15 protein-coding genes are annotated in these 17,567 nt (G+C 59.5%); 6 read left to right on the top strand and 9 right to left on the bottom strand.

The window, feature by feature from the left end; all coding sequences use genetic code 11:
• Positions 1-123 precede the first annotated feature (123 nt).
• A complete protein-coding gene (locus RRH01S_RS00490) occupies positions 124-711 on the bottom strand; it encodes an ATP-dependent Clp protease proteolytic subunit (protein WP_007692466.1) in 588 nt (195 codons plus the stop codon).
• Between the two features lie 234 nt (positions 712-945).
• On the opposite strand from RRH01S_RS00490, the gene RRH01S_RS00485 reads away from it, so the two are divergent.
• Positions 946-1,743 carry a DUF2076 domain-containing protein gene (locus tag RRH01S_RS00485; protein ID WP_012651974.1) on the top strand — a complete coding sequence of 266 codons (798 nt, stop codon included), beginning with the start codon at positions 946-948 and terminating at the stop codon, positions 1,741-1,743.
• Positions 1,744-1,804: 61 nt separating this feature from the next.
• On the opposite strand, the gene queF is transcribed toward RRH01S_RS00485, so the two are convergent.
• Both queF and emfA read right to left on the bottom strand, forming a co-directional pair.
• A complete protein-coding gene (gene queF, locus RRH01S_RS00480) occupies positions 1,805-2,269 on the bottom strand; it encodes a preQ(1) synthase (protein ID WP_012651975.1) in 465 nt (154 codons plus the stop codon).
• Position 2,270: 1 nt separating this feature from the next.
• Entirely contained in the window at positions 2,271-3,185 is a 915-nt protein-coding gene (gene emfA / locus RRH01S_RS00475) for a CDF family cation efflux transporter EmfA (protein WP_034519308.1), read from the bottom strand.
• Between the two features lie 324 nt (positions 3,186-3,509).
• Between emfA and bluB the strand changes: the two genes are divergently transcribed.
• Entirely contained in the window at positions 3,510-4,259 is a 750-nt protein-coding gene (gene bluB / locus RRH01S_RS00470; protein ID WP_229202530.1) for a 5,6-dimethylbenzimidazole synthase, read from the top strand.
• 40 nt (positions 4,260-4,299) lie between these two features.
• Here the strand turns inward: bluB and RRH01S_RS00465 are convergent, their stop codons facing one another.
• The 4 genes from RRH01S_RS00465 to RRH01S_RS00450 all read right to left on the bottom strand — a co-directional run bounded on the left by RRH01S_RS00465 (position 4,300) and on the right by RRH01S_RS00450 (position 11,780).
• Positions 4,300-4,935 (bottom strand): glyoxalase superfamily protein, encoded by a 636-nt coding sequence (locus tag RRH01S_RS00465; RefSeq protein ID WP_007692456.1) that lies wholly within the window; start codon positions 4,933-4,935, stop codon positions 4,300-4,302.
• 242 nt (positions 4,936-5,177) lie between these two features.
• Positions 5,178-7,367, bottom strand: coding sequence for an anthranilate synthase (locus RRH01S_RS00460; protein ID WP_012651978.1), 2,190 nt, complete (start codon positions 7,365-7,367; stop codon positions 5,178-5,180).
• 254 nt (positions 7,368-7,621) lie between these two features.
• The gene (locus tag RRH01S_RS00455; protein WP_012651979.1) at positions 7,622-9,145 is read right to left on the bottom strand and encodes an ABC-F family ATP-binding cassette domain-containing protein; all 1,524 of its coding nucleotides are present in this window, start codon (positions 9,143-9,145) and stop codon (positions 7,622-7,624) included.
• Positions 9,146-9,557: 412 nt separating this feature from the next.
• Entirely contained in the window at positions 9,558-11,780 is a 2,223-nt protein-coding gene (locus RRH01S_RS00450) for a TonB-dependent hemoglobin/transferrin/lactoferrin family receptor (protein WP_042469637.1), read from the bottom strand.
• A 298-nt stretch (positions 11,781-12,078) separates the two neighbouring features.
• Here RRH01S_RS00450 and RRH01S_RS00445 point away from each other — a divergent pair, with 298 nt between their 5' ends.
• Positions 12,079-12,858 (top strand): extensin-like domain-containing protein, encoded by a 780-nt coding sequence (locus RRH01S_RS00445; protein ID WP_034517834.1) that lies wholly within the window; start codon positions 12,079-12,081, stop codon positions 12,856-12,858.
• Between the two features lie 44 nt (positions 12,859-12,902).
• Here RRH01S_RS00445 and RRH01S_RS00440 read toward each other — a convergent pair whose 3' ends face one another.
• Positions 12,903-14,582, bottom strand: coding sequence for a formate--tetrahydrofolate ligase (locus RRH01S_RS00440; protein WP_012651982.1), 1,680 nt, complete (start codon positions 14,580-14,582; stop codon positions 12,903-12,905).
• Between the two features lie 168 nt (positions 14,583-14,750).
• On the opposite strand from RRH01S_RS00440, the gene RRH01S_RS00435 reads away from it, so the two are divergent.
• Positions 14,751-15,263 carry a TIGR00645 family protein gene (locus tag RRH01S_RS00435; protein ID WP_007692446.1) on the top strand — a complete coding sequence of 171 codons (513 nt, stop codon included), beginning with the start codon at positions 14,751-14,753 and terminating at the stop codon, positions 15,261-15,263.
• Positions 15,264-15,278: 15 nt separating this feature from the next.
• Here RRH01S_RS00435 and RRH01S_RS00430 read toward each other — a convergent pair whose 3' ends face one another.
• On the bottom strand, positions 15,279-16,163 hold the full coding sequence (locus tag RRH01S_RS00430; protein WP_234711629.1) for a COG3904 family protein: 885 nt from the start codon (positions 16,161-16,163) through the stop codon (positions 15,279-15,281).
• 222 nt (positions 16,164-16,385) lie between these two features.
• On the opposite strand from RRH01S_RS00430, the gene RRH01S_RS00425 reads away from it, so the two are divergent.
• Positions 16,386-16,754, top strand: coding sequence for a hypothetical protein (locus RRH01S_RS00425; RefSeq protein WP_034517833.1), 369 nt, complete (start codon positions 16,386-16,388; stop codon positions 16,752-16,754).
• Positions 16,755-16,788: 34 nt separating this feature from the next.
• Positions 16,789-17,520, top strand: a complete 732-nt coding sequence (locus RRH01S_RS00420; protein WP_007692441.1) for a helix-turn-helix transcriptional regulator — start codon at positions 16,789-16,791, stop codon at positions 17,518-17,520.
• Positions 17,521-17,567 lie beyond the last annotated feature (47 nt).

The following is a 17,567-nucleotide window of genomic DNA, read 5'->3' as shown; positions in this document are numbered from 1 at the left end:
CAGATAGCCGTTGCCGGAGGACAGCTCAACCCGTCATTCGCTCTTAAAACAGCTGCCGCCGCACGAAAAACGCCCTCGCCTGCCTTCCGGCAAGCGAGGGCGCCTATAATCGATATCGCTAGATCAAATCTCGGCCTGAGACGTGACGATCCGCGAAACCAGGCCATAAGCCTTGGCTTCTTCGGCGGAAAGCCAATAGTCGCGATCCGTGTCCTTGGCGATCTTTTCGATCGGCTGGCCGGTGGCTTCCGAGAAGATCCGGTTCAGACGCTCGTTCATCTTGATGATCTCGCGTGCCTGGATCTCGATATCGGAGGCCATGCCGCGCGTACCGCCGGACGGTTGATGCAGCAGGAAGCGCGTGTTCGGCAGGCAAATACGACGCTCCTTGGGAACCGAAACGTAAATCAGCGCGCCGGCGGAAGCGACCCAGCCGGTGCCGATGATCCAGACCTTCGGCTTGATGAACTTGATCATGTCGTGAATGGAATCGCCGGATTCGACGTGGCCGCCGGGCGAATTCACGTAGATGCGGATATCGTCATCGCTGGCGGAAGAAAGCGCGACGAGCTGCGAGCAGACCTTCTGAGCCAATTCCTGCGTGATGCCGCCGTAAATGAAGATCGAGCGCGACTTGAAAAGATTCGCCTCCGCGTCCTTGCCCAACGGCGCTTCGTTCTTCTTGTCTTCCTGTTCGTCTTCGTCGTTCATTCGCAAGTCTCCAGCATGATGCGTCGTTCACCGCACATAGTGCGACTCAATGCGTAAAACAATGCTGGAAAAAGACAAGGCGCGAATAGACCACGAAAGCATGGCGTTATGGTTGCGGGTTACCGAAATGTAACTTGCCGCGGCTTTGAAAAACCGAAATTGCATCCTACGTCAGGTCAGCGCGAGAGGATTCGCGCCCCGAATTTGCAGCAACAGATAGCCAAGGAGGCCATCATGTCGCCTGAAGAACGTCAATTGCTCGCGTCTCTCTTCGATCGCGTCCGCTCCGCAGCCAGCACCCAGCGGGATGCCGATGCGGAAACCTTCATCAACCAGTCGGTTCACGACCAGCCCTATGCCCCCTATTTTCTCGCGCAGGCTGTCATCATGCAGGAACAGGGCATGAAGGCTGCGGCTGACCGCATCCAGCAGCTCGAAGCCCGCGTGCACGAGCTGGAGCAGCAGGGAGCCGACAACCATCAGCAAGGCCAGAGCGGCGGCTTCCTGGGCGGCCTCGGCTCGCTCTTCGGCGGTGGCCAGCAGCAACAGCGCGGTCCAGCCCCTCAGGCCGGCTATCCGCAACAGCAAGGTCGTCCCTATGACGATTACGCGCGAAATGCCCAGCCGCAGCCGGGTCCTTGGGGCGGCCAGCAACAGCCGTCCGGCCCCTGGAGCCAACAGGCCGCACCAGCCTCAGCCGGCGGCGGTTTCCTGCGCGGAGCACTTGGCACGGCAGCCGGCGTCGCCGGCGGCGTGATGCTCGCCGAATCGCTCTCCAGCCTCTTCAGCCCCCATCTCGGTGGTTCCGCGGCTGGCGGTCTCGGCGGCCTCTTCGGCGGCGCTGGCACTGGCGCCGCTGCCGGCATTGCCGGACAGCCGGCCCAGGAAACGGTCATCAACAACTATTACGGCAACGACGACAACAACGACCAGAATGATCAGAGCGGCATCGACACCGCGTCGAACGATCAGGATGACAACAGCTACGATGACTCGTCAGACAATAGCGGCGACGACAGCTCGTTTGCCTGAGGCCAATCGTCTTTGACCCATAAAAAAGGCCGCCTCCCTCGGGATGACGGCCTTTTTCAATTCACCCACGCCCGCGATAGGGCTGCACGCCCTGATCCGGCAGCCACACGCCTTCCGGCGGCTTGCCCGTCTGCCAGAAGACGTCGATCGGGATGCCCCCGCGCGGATACCAGTAGGCGCCGATGCGCAGCCACTTGGGCTCCAACAGCTCCACCAGACGCTTGGCGATATAGATCGAGCAATCCTCGTGGAAGGCGCCGTGGTTGCGGAAAGAATGCAGGAAGAGCTTCAGCGATTTCGATTCCACCAGCCATTCGTTCGGCACATAGTCGATGACGATATGGGCGAAATCGGGCTGGCCGGTCATCGGGCAGAGCGAGGTGAATTCCGGCGCGGTGAAGCGCACGACATAATCCGTGCCGGCATAGCCGGCCGGCACCTTCTCGAGAACGGCCACCTCGGGGTTCGCGGCCGTTTCCGTCTGGTTGCCGAGCATCGACAGGCCGGAAACATCGGTCTTGGGCATATCAGGTCTCCTTGATCACTTTGACGCGGATGCCGTGGGCCTTCTCGCCCTCCGGTTCCACATGAATAGTTATTTCCGCGCCCGCATGGATCGCCCTTATGGCGTCTTCAAGGCGGTCGCAGATACGATGTGCGTCACGTACCGGCATGGCGGCCGGCACGACAAGGTGGAAATCGACGAAAGTCACGGCCCCTGCCCGACGCGTCTTCAGATCGTGCACGCCGAGCGACCCATCCGCATGCGTCGCGATCGCCTCCTTGATCACCGCTTCCTCCTCCGGCAGGACGGCCTTGTCCATCAGTCCGTCGATGGACGTGGAGATGACCTTCCAGCCCTGATAGAGAATGTTGATCGCGACGAGAATGGCAAGCACCGGGTCGAAAATCGGATAGCCGGTGCCGAGCGCCAGGAGCAGGCCGATGAGCACGCCGACCGAGGTATAGACATCCGACATGATGTGCTGCCCGTCCGCCGTCAGCGCCGGAGAACGATGCTCCCGGCCGGCGCGGATCAAGATCACCGCCCACACGGCATTGATGACGCCGGCGACGAGGTTGATGGCGAGACCCAGGACCGGCGCCTGCATCGGTTGCGGATTGCCAAGATGCCCCACCGCCTCCTGCACGATCATCAGCGCCGCGACGACGATCATCACACCCTCGGTGACGGCGGAGAGATACTCCGCCTTGTGATGGCCGAAAGGGTGGTCGTGATCGGCCGGCTTCTGCGCATAGCGGATGACGAAGAAGGCGATGAAGGCGGCAACGACATTGACGGTGGATTCGAGGCCGTCCGACAGCAGCGCAACGGAACCCGTCACCCACCAGGCGGCCATCTTCAGCCCCATGACGCCCAGGGATAGCGGCATGCCCCAGAAGGCCAGTCGCCGTATCGTCTGATTGCCCTGTTCGTTCATGCGTGTCTCCAATGCGGATGCGGCCCATGCATATGCGAATGAATTGCAAAAACAGTGCCATTGAAATGCAAAACCGCCCGCGCGAAAATCGCGCAGGCGGCTCATTGGGGGCTCATATGGTGCAGAACGCGCCATTTGTCAAAGGATGACCTGTGCCTCGCACACCACAATTTATCCCAAATACACCGGTTAAACGGGGCCAAGTCGCCAAACCGCTCGCAAGCTCGCCAGTGAAAATCATGCTGGTAGTTTCCCGCGTGATCGCGCACTAAGCTATATCCTAGCCCAACACATCGCCGCCCTCGGTAAAAACCATGGTTGAACATGCCCGCTCTTGATGATCGCATCGATCCGAACAACACCCCTCCTCTGGCCGCCGACGCGTCGCCAAAGGAGCTGGATCATCTGATTGCGGCATGCGCGTTTTCGGAAGCAGAACGCACTGCGGTCTACCACGCCATAGAAACTCGCCGCGATGTGCGCGATCAGTTCCGCTCGGATCCCCTGCCCGAAGACCTCGTCCGCCGTTTGCTCGAGGCGGCCCATCATGCGCCTTCCGTGGGCTTCATGCAGCCGTGGAATTTTATCATGATCCGGCAGGCCGAGACGCGGGAACGCGTGTGGCAGGCCTTCAGCCAGGCGAATGAGGAAGCCTGCTTGATGTTCGAGGGCGATCGTCGCGCACAATATCAGCGGCTGAAGCTCGAAGGCATCCGCAAGGCGCCGCTCAGCATCTGCATTACCTGCGATACCCAGCGCGGCGGACCTGTCGTGCTCGGGCGCACGCACAATCCCGCAACGGACGTCTATTCTACCGTCTGCGCCGTTCAGAATCTATGGCTGGCGGCCCGCGCCGAAGGCGTTGGCGTCGGCTGGGTCAGCATCTTCCATGAGGACGCCATCAAGACGATCCTCAACATACCGGAGCATGTCAAAATCGTCGCCTGGCTCTGCGTCGGCTATGTCGACGAACTCTATGACATGCCCGAGCTCGCCGTGAAGGGCTGGCGCGACCGCCTGCCGCTCGACAAGCTTGTCTTTGAAGAAGGCTGGCAGGACTGCGAGGACATGTAAGGGGCCGCCGCTCTCCGGCAACCCCAAACAGATTCAAGCGTCACGATCTGAACGCGACAAACGAGATCACGTTGCCATCCGGATCACGCACATGAAAATCGGTGCCTCCCCATGCCTGCTTGGTAAGCGGCTGCGCGAACTCCGCACCCCTGGCCTTGAACTCCTCGAACAATCCCTGGACATTCGAAACCTCGATCGAAGCCAGAATGAGCGACGTCTCCTTGGCCGCAGCCGCTGCAAAATAGGGCTCGTAGACGAGCCGCAAGTGAATCCAGATGCCGTCGCGCGACACCGCTCCATAGAACGGCGGTGCGCCATGCAGGAATTCTGCCACGAAGCCCAGCCTGTCCCTGAAGAAGGCCGCGCTGGCCGTCACATCGCGAACGAAAAGGATCGGCACGACGCTCTTGAAAGCCGGCGGTTCGGTCGATGGGGCCGGCGTCTTCGGCGCGTCAGCGGCAACCGCCTTCAACTCGGCCCAATTTTTGTGACCTGCTTCGACCGCAACGATCTCTTGCGCCAACGCCAAAGGGAATTTCATCGCCAGGATCTCACGATCCGTCAACGCGCTGAAACGGTCGAGCGTTCGAACTCTTCCACCAATCGAATAGTCACGATCACGGTGCCAGCGCATCAGCAGCTTGGCTTGTTTGCGATAGGTATCGAGGGTTGGCATGGGCGGACTCCTGCTGAGAATATCAGCGGGCGGGCCTAGCCCTTTCGGCCTCAATGCCGATGTGCCCCACAGGAACGCGGAAAGATTAATTTACAACCCACGGCGAGTCAAACCGCCCTACGGCATAACTGCGTGCGCGAGATTTGCAGCAACATGACTCTGCCAAAGCAAAAACACCCCCATGCACATTTCAGAGTGCATGGGGGTGCGTGTCCAAATTTCGAGGCTGACGGCTCTTGGCGTCAAGCAGCCTTGGTCTTCGCCCGGCGCGCCAGATGCGCCACCACATTCTCAATCATCCGCATGCCGGCGTCGCCGCCGAGTGTCATGATCGATTCCGGGTGGAACTGTACCGCAGCGATCGGCTCCTTGACATGCTCGATACCCATAATCGTGCCGTCCTCGCTTTCCGCCGTGATCATGAAATCACGCGGCAGGGTCGAGGGATCGGCGAAGATCGAGTGATAGCGGCCAACGGTGACTTCCCGGCCGAGGCCGGAGAAAACAAGACCCGGCTCCAACACGCGGATGCGCGACGGCTTGCCGTGCATCGGCAGCGCCAGATGGCGAAGCTCGCCACCATAGGCTTCGGCCAGCGCCTGCAGACCGAGGCAAACGCCGAAGATCGGCAGATTGCGCGCCCTCGCCTTCTTGATGGTCGCCTTGCAATCGAAATCCTTCGGATTGCCAGGACCGGGCGACAGCACCACCAGATCCGGATCCAGCCGGTCGAAGACCTCTTCTGGCACCGGCGTACGCACGGTCGAAACCGTAGCCCCCGTCTGGCGGAAATAGTTTGCCAGCGTGTGCACGAAGCTGTCTTCGTGGTCGATAAGCAGGATCTTCACGCCCTTGCCGACGGAAGCGACGTCGCGCTGCTGCTTGCCGGAATTGCCGGTCTTGGCATCACGGATGGCGGATAGCATGGCGGAGGCCTTCAGTTCGGTTTCGGCTTCTTCTTCCTCGGGGTTCGAGTCGTTGAGCAACGTCGCGCCGGCGCGCACTTCGGCGATGCCGTCCTTGATACGCACGGTGCGCAGCGTCAGGCCGGTGTTCATGTCGCCATTGAAGCCGACCATGCCGATCGCCCCACCATACCACGCACGAGGGCTCTTCTCATGGCTCTCGATGAAGCGCATGGCCCAGAGCTTTGGCGCCCCGGTGACGGTGACGGCCCAGGCATGACTGAGGAAGCCGTCGAAGGCATCCATGTCGTCGCGCAGACGGCCTTCGATATGGTCGACCGTGTGGATGAGGCGCGAATACATCTCGATCTGCCGGCGACCGATGACCTTGACCGAGCCCGGCTCGCAGACGCGGCTCTTGTCGTTGCGGTCGACGTCGGAGCACATGGTCAGCTCGGACTCGTCCTTCTTGGAATTCAGGAGCTTCAGGATCTGCTCACTATCGGCGATCGGATCGTCACCGCGCTTGATCGTGCCCGAAATCGGGCAGGTCTCGATACGGCGGCCGGAGACGCGCACGAACATCTCAGGCGAGGCGCCGACCAGATATTCCTGATTGCCGAGGTTGATGAAGAAGGAATAGGGCGATGGATTGATCGCCTTCAGCCGCTTGGAAATATCCGACGGCTTGCTGTCGCAGCGCTCCATGAACTTCTGGCCGGGCACGACTTCGAAAAGATCGCCCTTGCGGAAGCTTTCCTTCGCCTTCGTCACCAGTTCCGCATATTCGCCGGGACGATGATCGCTCTTCGGCGGAATGGCGTCTGTATGATGGAACGGCTCGGGAGCGATATCGCCGGCCTTGTCCTCGGTCGAAACGCCACCCTTGGCGAAATCGTAGCGATCGATCCACGCCTTGGCGGAATAGTTGTCGACCACCAGGATTTCATCCGGCAGGTAAAGCACCATGTCGCGCTGATCATCCGGACGCTTGAGCTTCAAGTTGATGGCGTCGAACTGGAAAGCCAGATCGTAGCCGAAGGCGCCATAGAAACCGATGCTGGCGTCGGCCTGCGAATAGAAGAGATCGGTCACGGCGCGGAGCACGGTGAACACCGTCGGCATCTTCGAGCGTTCTTCCTCGGTAAAGACCCGGTCCGGCGTCTTCACCGTCAGGTCGAGGCGGCGCGGCGTCGAGGCGCCGAGCGTCACTTCGGAAACCGTCTTCAGCTTTTCGGTGATGAAACCGAGAATGACCTCGCCACGCTCGTTATAGGCATCAATCCAGACATCGCGCCCATTGCAGGACAGGCCGAGCGGCGGATCGACGATGGCGGTGTCCCAACGGGTATAACGGCCGGGATATTCGTAGTTCGACGAAAACACCGCACCGCGACGCTCATCGAGCTTGTCGATATAGGACGAAACCGCATCCGCATAAGGCGTCGGTCTACGTTGCCGGGTGACGGTGATCCCGCCCTTGGTCTCGTAGATTTCCGCACCATCATCCCGAAGGATCGTTACCATTGTTCCTCACTCCGTTATCAGGCCTGGATGACAGACGGCCAATATAACAAAAAAGCCGCCTCGAAATCTCGGGCGGCTCACTCGTCGTCTTTGAACACGATTGGTCGAGGCCGCCTTAGCGAGCCCACCACCAAACTGCAATGTTGTTCAAGGACGTGTTCATGGTGCGAATTGTTAGCGTGAGATGACGTGATGCGCAAGCCGCAATCTCAGAGAACGAGCAGAAACGATATTCGCCTCTGCCCGCACTCTTTTTAGTCGCGCCGTCCTGCCTCCGCGAAAAACGCCTCCGGGCCTTCCACCTCGATCAGCCGCTTCCGGTCGATGAGCCAGAAGCGGTTGCCGATGTTACGGACGAAGCTGCGGTCGTGGGAGACGAGCAGGCAGCTTGCCTCCTGCGCCATCAGTTCCCCCTCCAGCGCCTCCTGCCCGTCAATATCGAGATGGTTGGTCGGCTCGTCGAGCAGGTAGAAGTTGGGATTGGTGAGCCTCAGCACCAGCATCGCCAGCCGGGCCTTTTGCCCGCCCGAAAGCCTGCCGATGGCGCGGCCCTGCATGTCAATGCCCATGCCGGCGCCGGCAAGCAGCGTACGAGCCCGTTGCTCGCCAAGTTCGAACAGCCGCGTGATCACGCCAAGCGGCGTATCGCCCTGGCCGAGATTGGACAGGGCCTGATCGCTATAGCCGAGCACCAGCGACGGCGTTGACTTGACCGCTCCCAATGTGGCCTGATCGGCAATAGCCCTGCGGATCATCTCGACAAGCCGGGTCTTGCCGGCACCGTTGGGCCCGAGCAGGACGACGCAGTCACCCTGGCAGATCCAGTTCTTGCCGGTCTTGAACAGCAGCGTCCCGCCCGGCGTCTCGACGGAGGCATCGTCGAGCGTCAGGAGTATCTTCGCTTGCGTACCACGATTGACAAGCTTGATCGCACCTGCCGAACGCTCAAGATAGCCCGGCCGAGCTGCCTCTTCCAATCGTTCGGCCCGCGCCTTGAGCTGCTTCGTCTTCACCGTCAGCAGGTCGCTGCCGGAATTAATGCCGAGATTATTGAGCTTGGCCGCCTGCTTGCGCAGTTGCTGCGCCACCTTCATGTCTTTCTGGAAACGCCGCTCGTCCGAGGCATCCGCCTCATCCAGCACCGCCCTCGCCCGGCCATAGGGCAAGGCATAGGTCTGTGATTGCTCCTGGCGCAGGAACAGGGTGCGGTTGGTCACTGCATCGAGAAAGGCGCGGTCATGGCTTGCGATCAGCACCGGTACATCACGGGGCAGAGCGTTCAGCCACTCCTCCAATAGGGCGATCTTGGCGAGATCGAGATGGTTGGTCGGCTCGTCCAAGAGCAGAACATCGGGCTCGGTCACCCAGACACGGGCGAGCATGGCAAGCCGTTGCCAGCCGCCGCTGAGCTGCGAGAGCGCCTTCTCGCGCAGTGCCTCCGGCACGTCGAGTGAATCGAGCGTGACGTCGACGCGCCAGCCCTCGCTCTCGGCCTGCTCAGCCGGCAGAGCACGAAGAACCGCATCATAGAAGGATACATTCGCGAGATCGGCGGGGACATTCTGCTCGACATAACCGACCGTGAGGCCGCGCGAACGGGTGATATCCCCCACCGTCGGCTCCAGCCTGCCGGCAATGCAATTGAGCAGCGTCGACTTGCCCCGCCCGTTGGCCGCAACGATGCCGATGCGGTCGCCGGCCGTGACGGTGAAATTGAGATTAGAGATTAGCGGCACACCCAGGGTGATGCCGAAATTGCGGAGATTGATTAGAGTCATGGTCTTCTTCCGGTCTGACCCGAACAGGACACCGGCGTCGATCAGAGACGCCTTGTCGCCACGCAAGCGGATGTTGTTCGGTAAATCATCATGACGCAGTCGCGCGAACGCAAAAGTTCGGCGCTGCGATACCCGCAGGGGCAGACCAGAAGGAAATGAGTGAGTAACGGCCTCTGATCAGCCCTGCAAACGCATTTGCAGGGCCAGAGTCGGACCGAACTGGCGAATATGCCAAACTATCTTGCTCATACGGTCCTCCTCTCTCTTTCTCTCAAAGTGTTAAAAACTGCGTGTTTCCAATAACACCGAACATTGCGATTTTCAATTGCGCAACCTTCCGATGCCGAGCCCAAAGGACAAAAAAAGGCGATGCCGAAGCACCGCCCAAGTTTGCTGCGTGGATAAAGACCGCTTAAAACTTCTGCGTCAGCGTCAGCTTGAAGGTCCGACCCGGCTCCGAATAGTAGGCCGAAGGCTGAGTAAGGCCTGAGGAAGCAACATTGAGCGAGTCATAGTAGGTCTTGTTGAAGATGTTGTAGACACCGGCGCGCAGTGTCAGGCCCTTCACCTGTTCCGGTTCCCACCAGCCTGTCAGATCGAAGATGCCGTAGCCAGGCGTGCGGAAGTTGTCGCCATCCTTCTTCGGCTCGCTAGTCGCCGTGATGAAGGTCAGGTCGGTTCCCCAGATGTCGGTCGCATATCCCACTGTGAAGGCCGCCTTGGCGGGTGCGACGGAGTCGATCCATTCGCCGCTGTCAGAGTCCTTGCCGTTGACATAGGCGAGCGAACCCTTGACGTGGATGCCGTTGTCGAACTTCTTGTGCGCGTTGACCTCGATGCCGAACATGCGGACATTGGCGCGGTTGAAGTATTCAGTGATGCCAAGCGGATACGTGCCGGTCGGATCGGCTGATGTTTCGGAATCGATGAAGTTCTTGTATTTGTTGTAGAATGCGCCGATATGGCCGCCGAAATCATCGTCGCCGAGGTTGGTGCCGATTTCGATGCCGTTGCTGGTCTCCGGCTTCAGATCGGGGTTGCCGTAGCTAACATAACCGCCGGGCACGCCGTAGTTCACGTAAAGCTCGCTGACGTTCGGAGCGCGGAAGGCCATGGCCCATTGCGCATAAAACTCGACATTGTCCTGCGGCTGGTATGCCGCGCGCAGCTTCGGCGAGAACCGGCTGTCGGACTGGCCGGACGGCAGGCCGCTATAGTTGGCGCTGTCGCGATAGGCATCCGTGTTCTTCGGCGCATAATCGTACCAGTCGAAGCGCAGACCAGGTGTCAGCGAGAAGCCGCTGGAGCCGACCTCGATCTTGTCGTCGACGAAGGCGCCAATGCGTTTGCCGTCGACATCAGGCATGTCCGACTGGTTGGTATGCAGGAATGCGCAAGTGGCGCGCCAGCGGGGGAGATCGCAGCTATCTCCGCCTGCCGAATACTGATGCGCCTTGGTGAAGGCGAGGTCGAGACCAAACGTAAGCTTGTGATGCAAGCTGCCGGTATCGAAGGATTTCGAAGCATTGCCGTTAAAACCGATACTGCGGTCCTCAAGCTCGTTGCGGCGCCAATAATCGCCGATGACGGAGGTGTAGCGATAACCCTGTAGGCCCTCTTCCCGCAGCACGTTTTGCCAATAGAAGACAGCATTGGCCGTATCGAGAAGGGAATCAGCGCTTTCGGCCTCATACTTGTAGTCAAGGGAAACGCGGTTGCGTTCGGTATTGTCGCTCGTATCGTAGTTGCCCGGCCGGAGGTTCCCGGTCAGGCTCTGAGAGTGCATCGCATCGATGTCTTTGTCTTTATTGTAGTGCTCTGCCGTGATGCCGAAGGTGCCAATATCGGTATATTGGCGGATCTTGAAGAGACCGCTTCTCTGATTGTAATCGGCTGGATCTGCTTTGGTGCGCTTGGTCGAATAGCCGCCAACATCGCCGTTGTTTTCAAGCTCATGACCATGGGTGTAACCACCTTCGAACAGAACAGCAGTGTTGTCGATGCGCTTGGCAACCGCCGCCGATCCACCGGCGCTCCGGTCATCGCCGTTATAGCCGAACTTGAAGACGCCGCCCCAAGTGGAACCGGGGGTTATCAAGTCTTCCGGCTCCAACGTGCGCAGTACGAAGGCGCCGCCGAGAGCGCCCGAACCGGCGCGGCTGGAGTCGGCGCCGCGTACGACATCGACACTCGAAAGCGAGTTGAAATCGAAGCTGTTGACGCCTCCGTCCGCCCCACGGGCGACATCAAGCATGTAGGGGATCTCGATGCCGTCGACCGTGGTCAATACACGGTCATCGCCAAGGCCGCGAATGTTGATGCCGCCGGTGGTGCGGTTGTAGCCGACGCCAACCTCGGTGCTCCGGCCGAGATCCTCGATACGTGTGATCTGCTTGTCATCGATCTGCTGCGCTGTCGTCTCGGTCGTCGTCGGCGAGTCGGCGAGCACATCTTTCGCCGCCTTGCCCTTGACGACGATCGGCTTCAGAGCCGTGACGCGGTCGCCTTTCGGCGCCGCATCGTCTGTGGCCGCATCATTCTGAGTTGCAGTCTGCGCATAAGATGCCGTGCCGAGCCCGAAGGCCAGAAGCGCGGAGCATGCCAAGAGAACCGAGCGGGATCGCCGGACAACCATAACCATTCCTTTCGAATTGCTTCACCGGGCTGGCTGGTTGCTGCTTCTAAGGCACGCAAGGGGCTGGCTGGGTTCATTCCGTTCACGAAGCGGAAAATTCCGCCTTCTTTCTGCCGCATAAAAAACATGACTATTATTGTCAATATATCCGATCAAGATAATCATGAATAAAATTCTCATGTTTAAAAGTGGATCGGTAGAGTTGCTGAATTGCAACGAAATCGCTGCGTCGAGCGTTTCCACCATGCCATCATTAGAAACAGGCAAAATACTTCATTAGAGAGGGGTGAAATACTTGATGCTATTCCGGATCATCTCCGCCATGACTGCCATCACCGTGCTGACAGCAGCATCCCTCCCCCAAACCGGCCCGATGCCACAGCAAAAACCCGATCGCGAGCAAGCCCAACCTTCCGCCGAGCCGCCGACACCCATAGAGAAGCCGGCGGTTCCCGAGACCCAGCCAACCGCCGGGGAAATGCAGGGGCCGCCCAAACCGCCGCTGACCATCGCAGCGGAATCTGAGGAGGAGCACAAAGCTTGCCTCACGCAACTGACCGCTATCGGCGCCACCTTCAAGGACATTCCCCGCATCGATGACAGCAATGGCTGCGGCATCGACAAGCCTATCGCCCTTGCCGAGCCCTTGCCCGGCATCCAGATGAAACCGCAAGGCACGATGCGCTGCGAGACCGCCCTGGCGCTCGCCCACTGGATGAAGGAAAGCGTGATACCCTCCGCCGCCACGCTGAAGGACAATGGCCGGATCGTCACGGTCAACCAGGCCTCGACCTATATCTGCCGCCTGCGCAACAACGCCACCACCGGCAAGATCTCGGAACATGCCCGCGGCAATGCCGTCGATATCGCCGGCTTCACCTTCGAGAACGGCAAGACCATCGGCATCGAGCCCCGTCGCGAGGACCCGACGCTGACCGGCGCGTTCCAGCGCACCGCCAGCGCCTCCGCTTGCCTCTATTTCTCAACCGTCCTCGACCCGGACAGCGATGCCGCCCACGAGACGCATTTTCATTTGGATGTGCTGAAAAGGAACAGCGGCTTCCGATACTGCCATTAAGAGCAGCCACCTCGACACAAGCCCAGCTCCACGGGAATCAGAACTTAAAATAATCCCTCGATATAGCCCTGATCATTGAGGAAAATCCGTTCCGCCGCCGGCGCTTTCGGCAGGCCGGGCATGGTCATGATCTCACCGGTAATGACGACGACGAAGCCGGCGCCGGCCGAGAGACGTACTTCACGGACCTGCACGATATGCCCCTCCGGCGCGCCGCGGACGTTCGGGTCGGTCGAGAAGGAATATTGCGTCTTCGCCATACAGACCGGCAGGTAGCCGTAGCCCTGGTCCTCCCAGGAGCGCAGCTGGTCGCGCACGGCCTTGTCGGCGGTCACCTCGCCGGCATGGTAGATCTTCGACGCGACGATCTCGATCTTTTCCAGCAACGGCAGATTGTCGGGATAAAGCGGCTGGAATTTCGCCTGACCGGATTCGGCAAGCTCCACCACCTTGTAGGCCAGCTCCTCGATCCCCGCCGACCCCTCGGCCCAATGGCGGCAGAGGATGGCCTCGGCGCCAAGCCGCGCGACATAATTCTTCACCGCCTCGATTTCCGCATTTGTATCCGAGACGAAATGATTGATGGCAACGACGACTGGCACGCCGAACTTGCGGACATTGGCGAGGTGCCGGCCGAGATTGGCGCAGCCCTTCACCAGGGCCTCGACATTCTCTTGGCCGAGATCGTCCTTCTTGACGCCGCCATTCATCTTCAACGCCCGCACGGTGGCGACGATAACCGCCGCATCCGGCGCAAGTCCGGCCTTGCGGCATTTGATGTCGAAGAATTTCTCCGCGCCGAGATCGGCGCCGAAACCCGCTTCGGTGACGACATAATCGGCAAGCTTCAGCGCCGTGCGCGTGGCGATCACCGAATTGCAGCCATGGGCGATGTTGGCGAAGGGACCGCCATGCACCAGCGCCGGATTGTTCTCCAGCGTCTGCACCAGGTTCGGCTGCATCGCATCCTTGAGCAATACCGCCATCGCGCCGTCAGCCTTGAGATCGCGGGCATAGACCGGCGTGCGATCGCGGCGATAGCCGATGATGATGTCGCCGAGCCGCTTTTCGAGATCCTTCAGGTCCGAAGCCAAACAGAGGATCGCCATGACCTCGGAGGCGACGGTGATGTCGAAGCCGCCCTCGCGTGGATAGCCGTTGGCCACGCCGCCGAGCGAGGCGACGATGTCGCGCAGCGCCCGGTCGTTCATATCCATGGCGCGCCGCCAGGTGATGCGGCGCACATCGATATTCTCTTCGTTGCCCCAGTAGATGTGATTGTCGATCAGCGCCGCCAGCAGATTATGGGCCGAGGTGACGGCGTGAAAATCGCCGGTGAAGTGCAGGTTGATGTCTTCCATCGGGATGACCTGCGCATAGCCACCGCCGGCAGCCCCGCCCTTAACACCGAAGCAGGGACCGAGGGACGCCTCGCGCACGCAGACGATCGCCTTCTTGCCGATACGGTTCAGCCCGTCGCCAAGGCCGACGGTCGTGGTCGTCTTCCCCTCGCCCGCCGGCGTCGGATTGATGGCGGTAACAAGGATCAGCTTGCCGTCCGGCTTGTCTTTCAATGCGGCAATGAATTGGGCACCGATCTTCGCCTTGTCATGCCCGTAAGGCGCAAGATCTTCAGCAGGAATGCCGAGTTTCGCGCCGATCTCGATGATCGGCAGCTTCTTCGCGGCACGCGCGATTTCTATGTCGGATTTTACCGTTGCCATGATCACCGATCCCGCCCTGGACATGAGGTATTCACACAACCGGGATAACCCAATAAATATCCACTGTGAATAGCCGCGAATTGTCGTCCGTCGTGAAACTATCCCGCCTTGCCGCGAGGCGGCCGCCCACCTAATGTCCCGCGCCGGACGAACGAAAAAGGAAAAGACATGAAGTCCCTGGAACTACTGATCGAGCGCATCATTCTCTCCAGCCGCTGGATTCTGGTCGTCTTCTATCTCGGTCTCGCGGCCTCGCTTGCGGTCTATGCCGTCTCGTTCGGCTACAAATTCTACAAGGTCGCCATCAACGTCTTCCAATATGAAGAATCGGACATGATTCTGGCGATCCTCGGTCTCATCGACGCTGCGCTGGTGGCAAGCCTGATCGTCATGGTGATGATTTCCGGCTACGAGAATTTCGTCAGCCGCTTCGATGAAGGCGAAGGCGAGGTCTCATTCCTCGGCAAACTCGATTCCGGCAGCCTGAAGATCAAAGTCGCCTCCTCGATCGTGGCGATTTCCTCGATCCACCTGTTGCAGATTTTCCTCAACGCCACCCAGTACGACAATAGCAAGCTGATGTGGTTCACGATCATCCATCTTGCCTTCGTCGTCTCGGCCGTCCTGCTCGGCTACCTCGAAATGATCATGTCGAAAGCTAAGGGCAACAAGGACGCGTGAGATCGGAGCGCGCGATTACTCGCCGACCGGCGCAGGGGCAGCGGCGTCCGGCGGTGGTGCCGCGCAATCCGCGATCGATTGCTTGTCCTTGCAGTTCCTCGCGACGACGAGCTGATCGGCAGCGGCAAGCTCCGTCGTCAACCGCAACTTCAGCGCATCCGTCTGCGTAATGAGATGGATCGAGGTGGGTTGGGTGCCCAGCATCAGATCAAAGAGCGATTCATCCACGCCCATCTTCTTCAGGAAGCCGGCAAGCCTTGACCTCTGCTGCCTGCCAAGCTTGGTCGTATCGTATTTGCCGACAAACTGACGCCCGATCTCCTGCCTGGAGAGGACCTTGCGCTTACCGTTCACCGTCTCGTATTCGGTGCGGTATCGGATACGGACTTCGCTGTAGGTCGTCGTGATCTGATGCACTCCGAGGAGCGCGAAGGGGCTGGAAACGCGCTGGACGCCGCCGGCGAAAAACAGCGGACAGGCCGAGAAGCAGATGGCGCCGACCGAAAATGTCTCGCCCTTGATGGACCCATCCTTTGCGCGCGCCGCCGAACAGATCGGCTCGGCATAGGGACAATCGCGCGAGCGCGTCCGGCCGACCGCAATCGCCAGCTTCTGCTTTCGGATCACGTAGGCCATCTCCATGGCCGCCCGAACATCGCCGCCAGGCGAGCTGACGATGATCGGCAATTTCCTGCTACCAAGGCGCTTCAGCAGTTTTTGCAATTTCCTAGGTGAATCCGCCATGATCTGCCCTTCGGCGGAAATCCAGTCCGGGCAATTATTAGCCACGCGGCAGGTGGCCATATCACCGTGAACCAGCAGGAATTCCATCGGCTGGCCAACGCTGGAACCAGCGGCCTCGGCGGAGGTGAAGGAGAAGACCAGAAGAAAAAGACCCACCAGAAACGATGTGGTCTGCCGGCAACAGCGCGCAACAAGCTGTTGGGAAAAACAAAAGGGCATGAAAGAGGCCTGGGAGCGATTGCTATCGCAAGACCGATAGCAATCGCTTTGGCCCTTCGCAAGGCACACCGGCATCAAGGCTCATCCGTCCTGACCGGCTGGCATTGTCGCCGGCCGTTGCCGTTTTGACGGAAACCGCCTGTTCATGCGCGAAGCATTGTGACCGGGCAGGGCTTCCACTCTAAGCCACTCGCCGAAAAGCTGCGTGCAGACTATGCTGCGGCTGACTTGAATGTTGCCAGCATCGGCAATGCTGAACCGCACATGCCGCAACTCATGCATGTGCGCGCCATGGAGATTTACCAGCGGTTTTGCCTGAAATCATTACCCTTATCCGCTGTCCGGAGGGCACGTCCCGGCGCCATCATGAAGGAAGTTGACCGAACAACTTTTTTACTTGCGTGGGCACCATTTTTAAAAAAGTATTACAAATCAGCAATTTACAATATTAAGATATATGGAAATGAAATTATTTCTGGATATGTGGTATTTTTGCGTCTAGCATTCGCCTGCAAATCCAGTATTTGATAGCTACAACACGCTGTGGGCGCCAATAAGTCACATGTCCTATTTCATCACTGCTGAGAGACAACTGTTGCTTTCCGCCGAGTTGGCCACAGCCCGGACTCAGACGGCTTTTGCCCAGGCTTTGGAACGGACGAGCTCCGCCTTCGGCTTCAGTCAGGTGGCCTTTCTCAACGCCCCGGTTTCCGAAGACTCCATGCTGACGCCGCTCGTCATCGAAGGTTCGGTGCAACCGCAATTTTTGCGCGATTTTGATCGTCAGCAACTGCTCCGCCGCTGCCCGATGCTGCAGCGGGTACGGGACTCCGTGATGCCGCGCGCCTGGCACCTCTTGGAGAAGAACATCTCGCAGGACATGGAGCTGCCGCGCGAACTGCATGCGCTCCTGCTCAGCCACAATTGTCCGATGGGCATTGTGATTCCGATCAATTCCTCCGACGGGCAGCGCCTCGTCTTCTGGTTCATGGGCAACCGCAGCAGCCTCGGCCAAAGCGAGCTCAACGAGCTGAACATGATCATGCTGCAGGCGCACGACATCTATAACTGCATCAAGCGCAATGACGGTTCCGTGCTGCACATGCTTTCGGCCCGGGAACTGGAAGTCGTCCGCTGGACCGCACAAGGCAAGACCTCGGTCGAAATCGGCCAGATCCTTTCCCTCTCCGACCACACGGTCAACGCCTATATGATGAACGCGATCAAGAAGCTCGATTGCGTCAACCGCACCCAGCTCGTCGCAAAGGCGATCCGGCTGAAGCTGATCAGCTAGCCCTTTTCGCTATTTCCTAAAATTCCGAAATTTCCGGCCCATCGACC

This window comes from Rhizobium rhizogenes NBRC 13257 (assembly GCF_000696095.1).
Taxonomy (GTDB): domain Bacteria; phylum Pseudomonadota; class Alphaproteobacteria; order Rhizobiales; family Rhizobiaceae; genus Rhizobium; species Rhizobium rhizogenes.
Note: the sequence above shows the minus strand (reverse complement) of the source record. Positions and strands in the feature narration are given on the sequence as shown.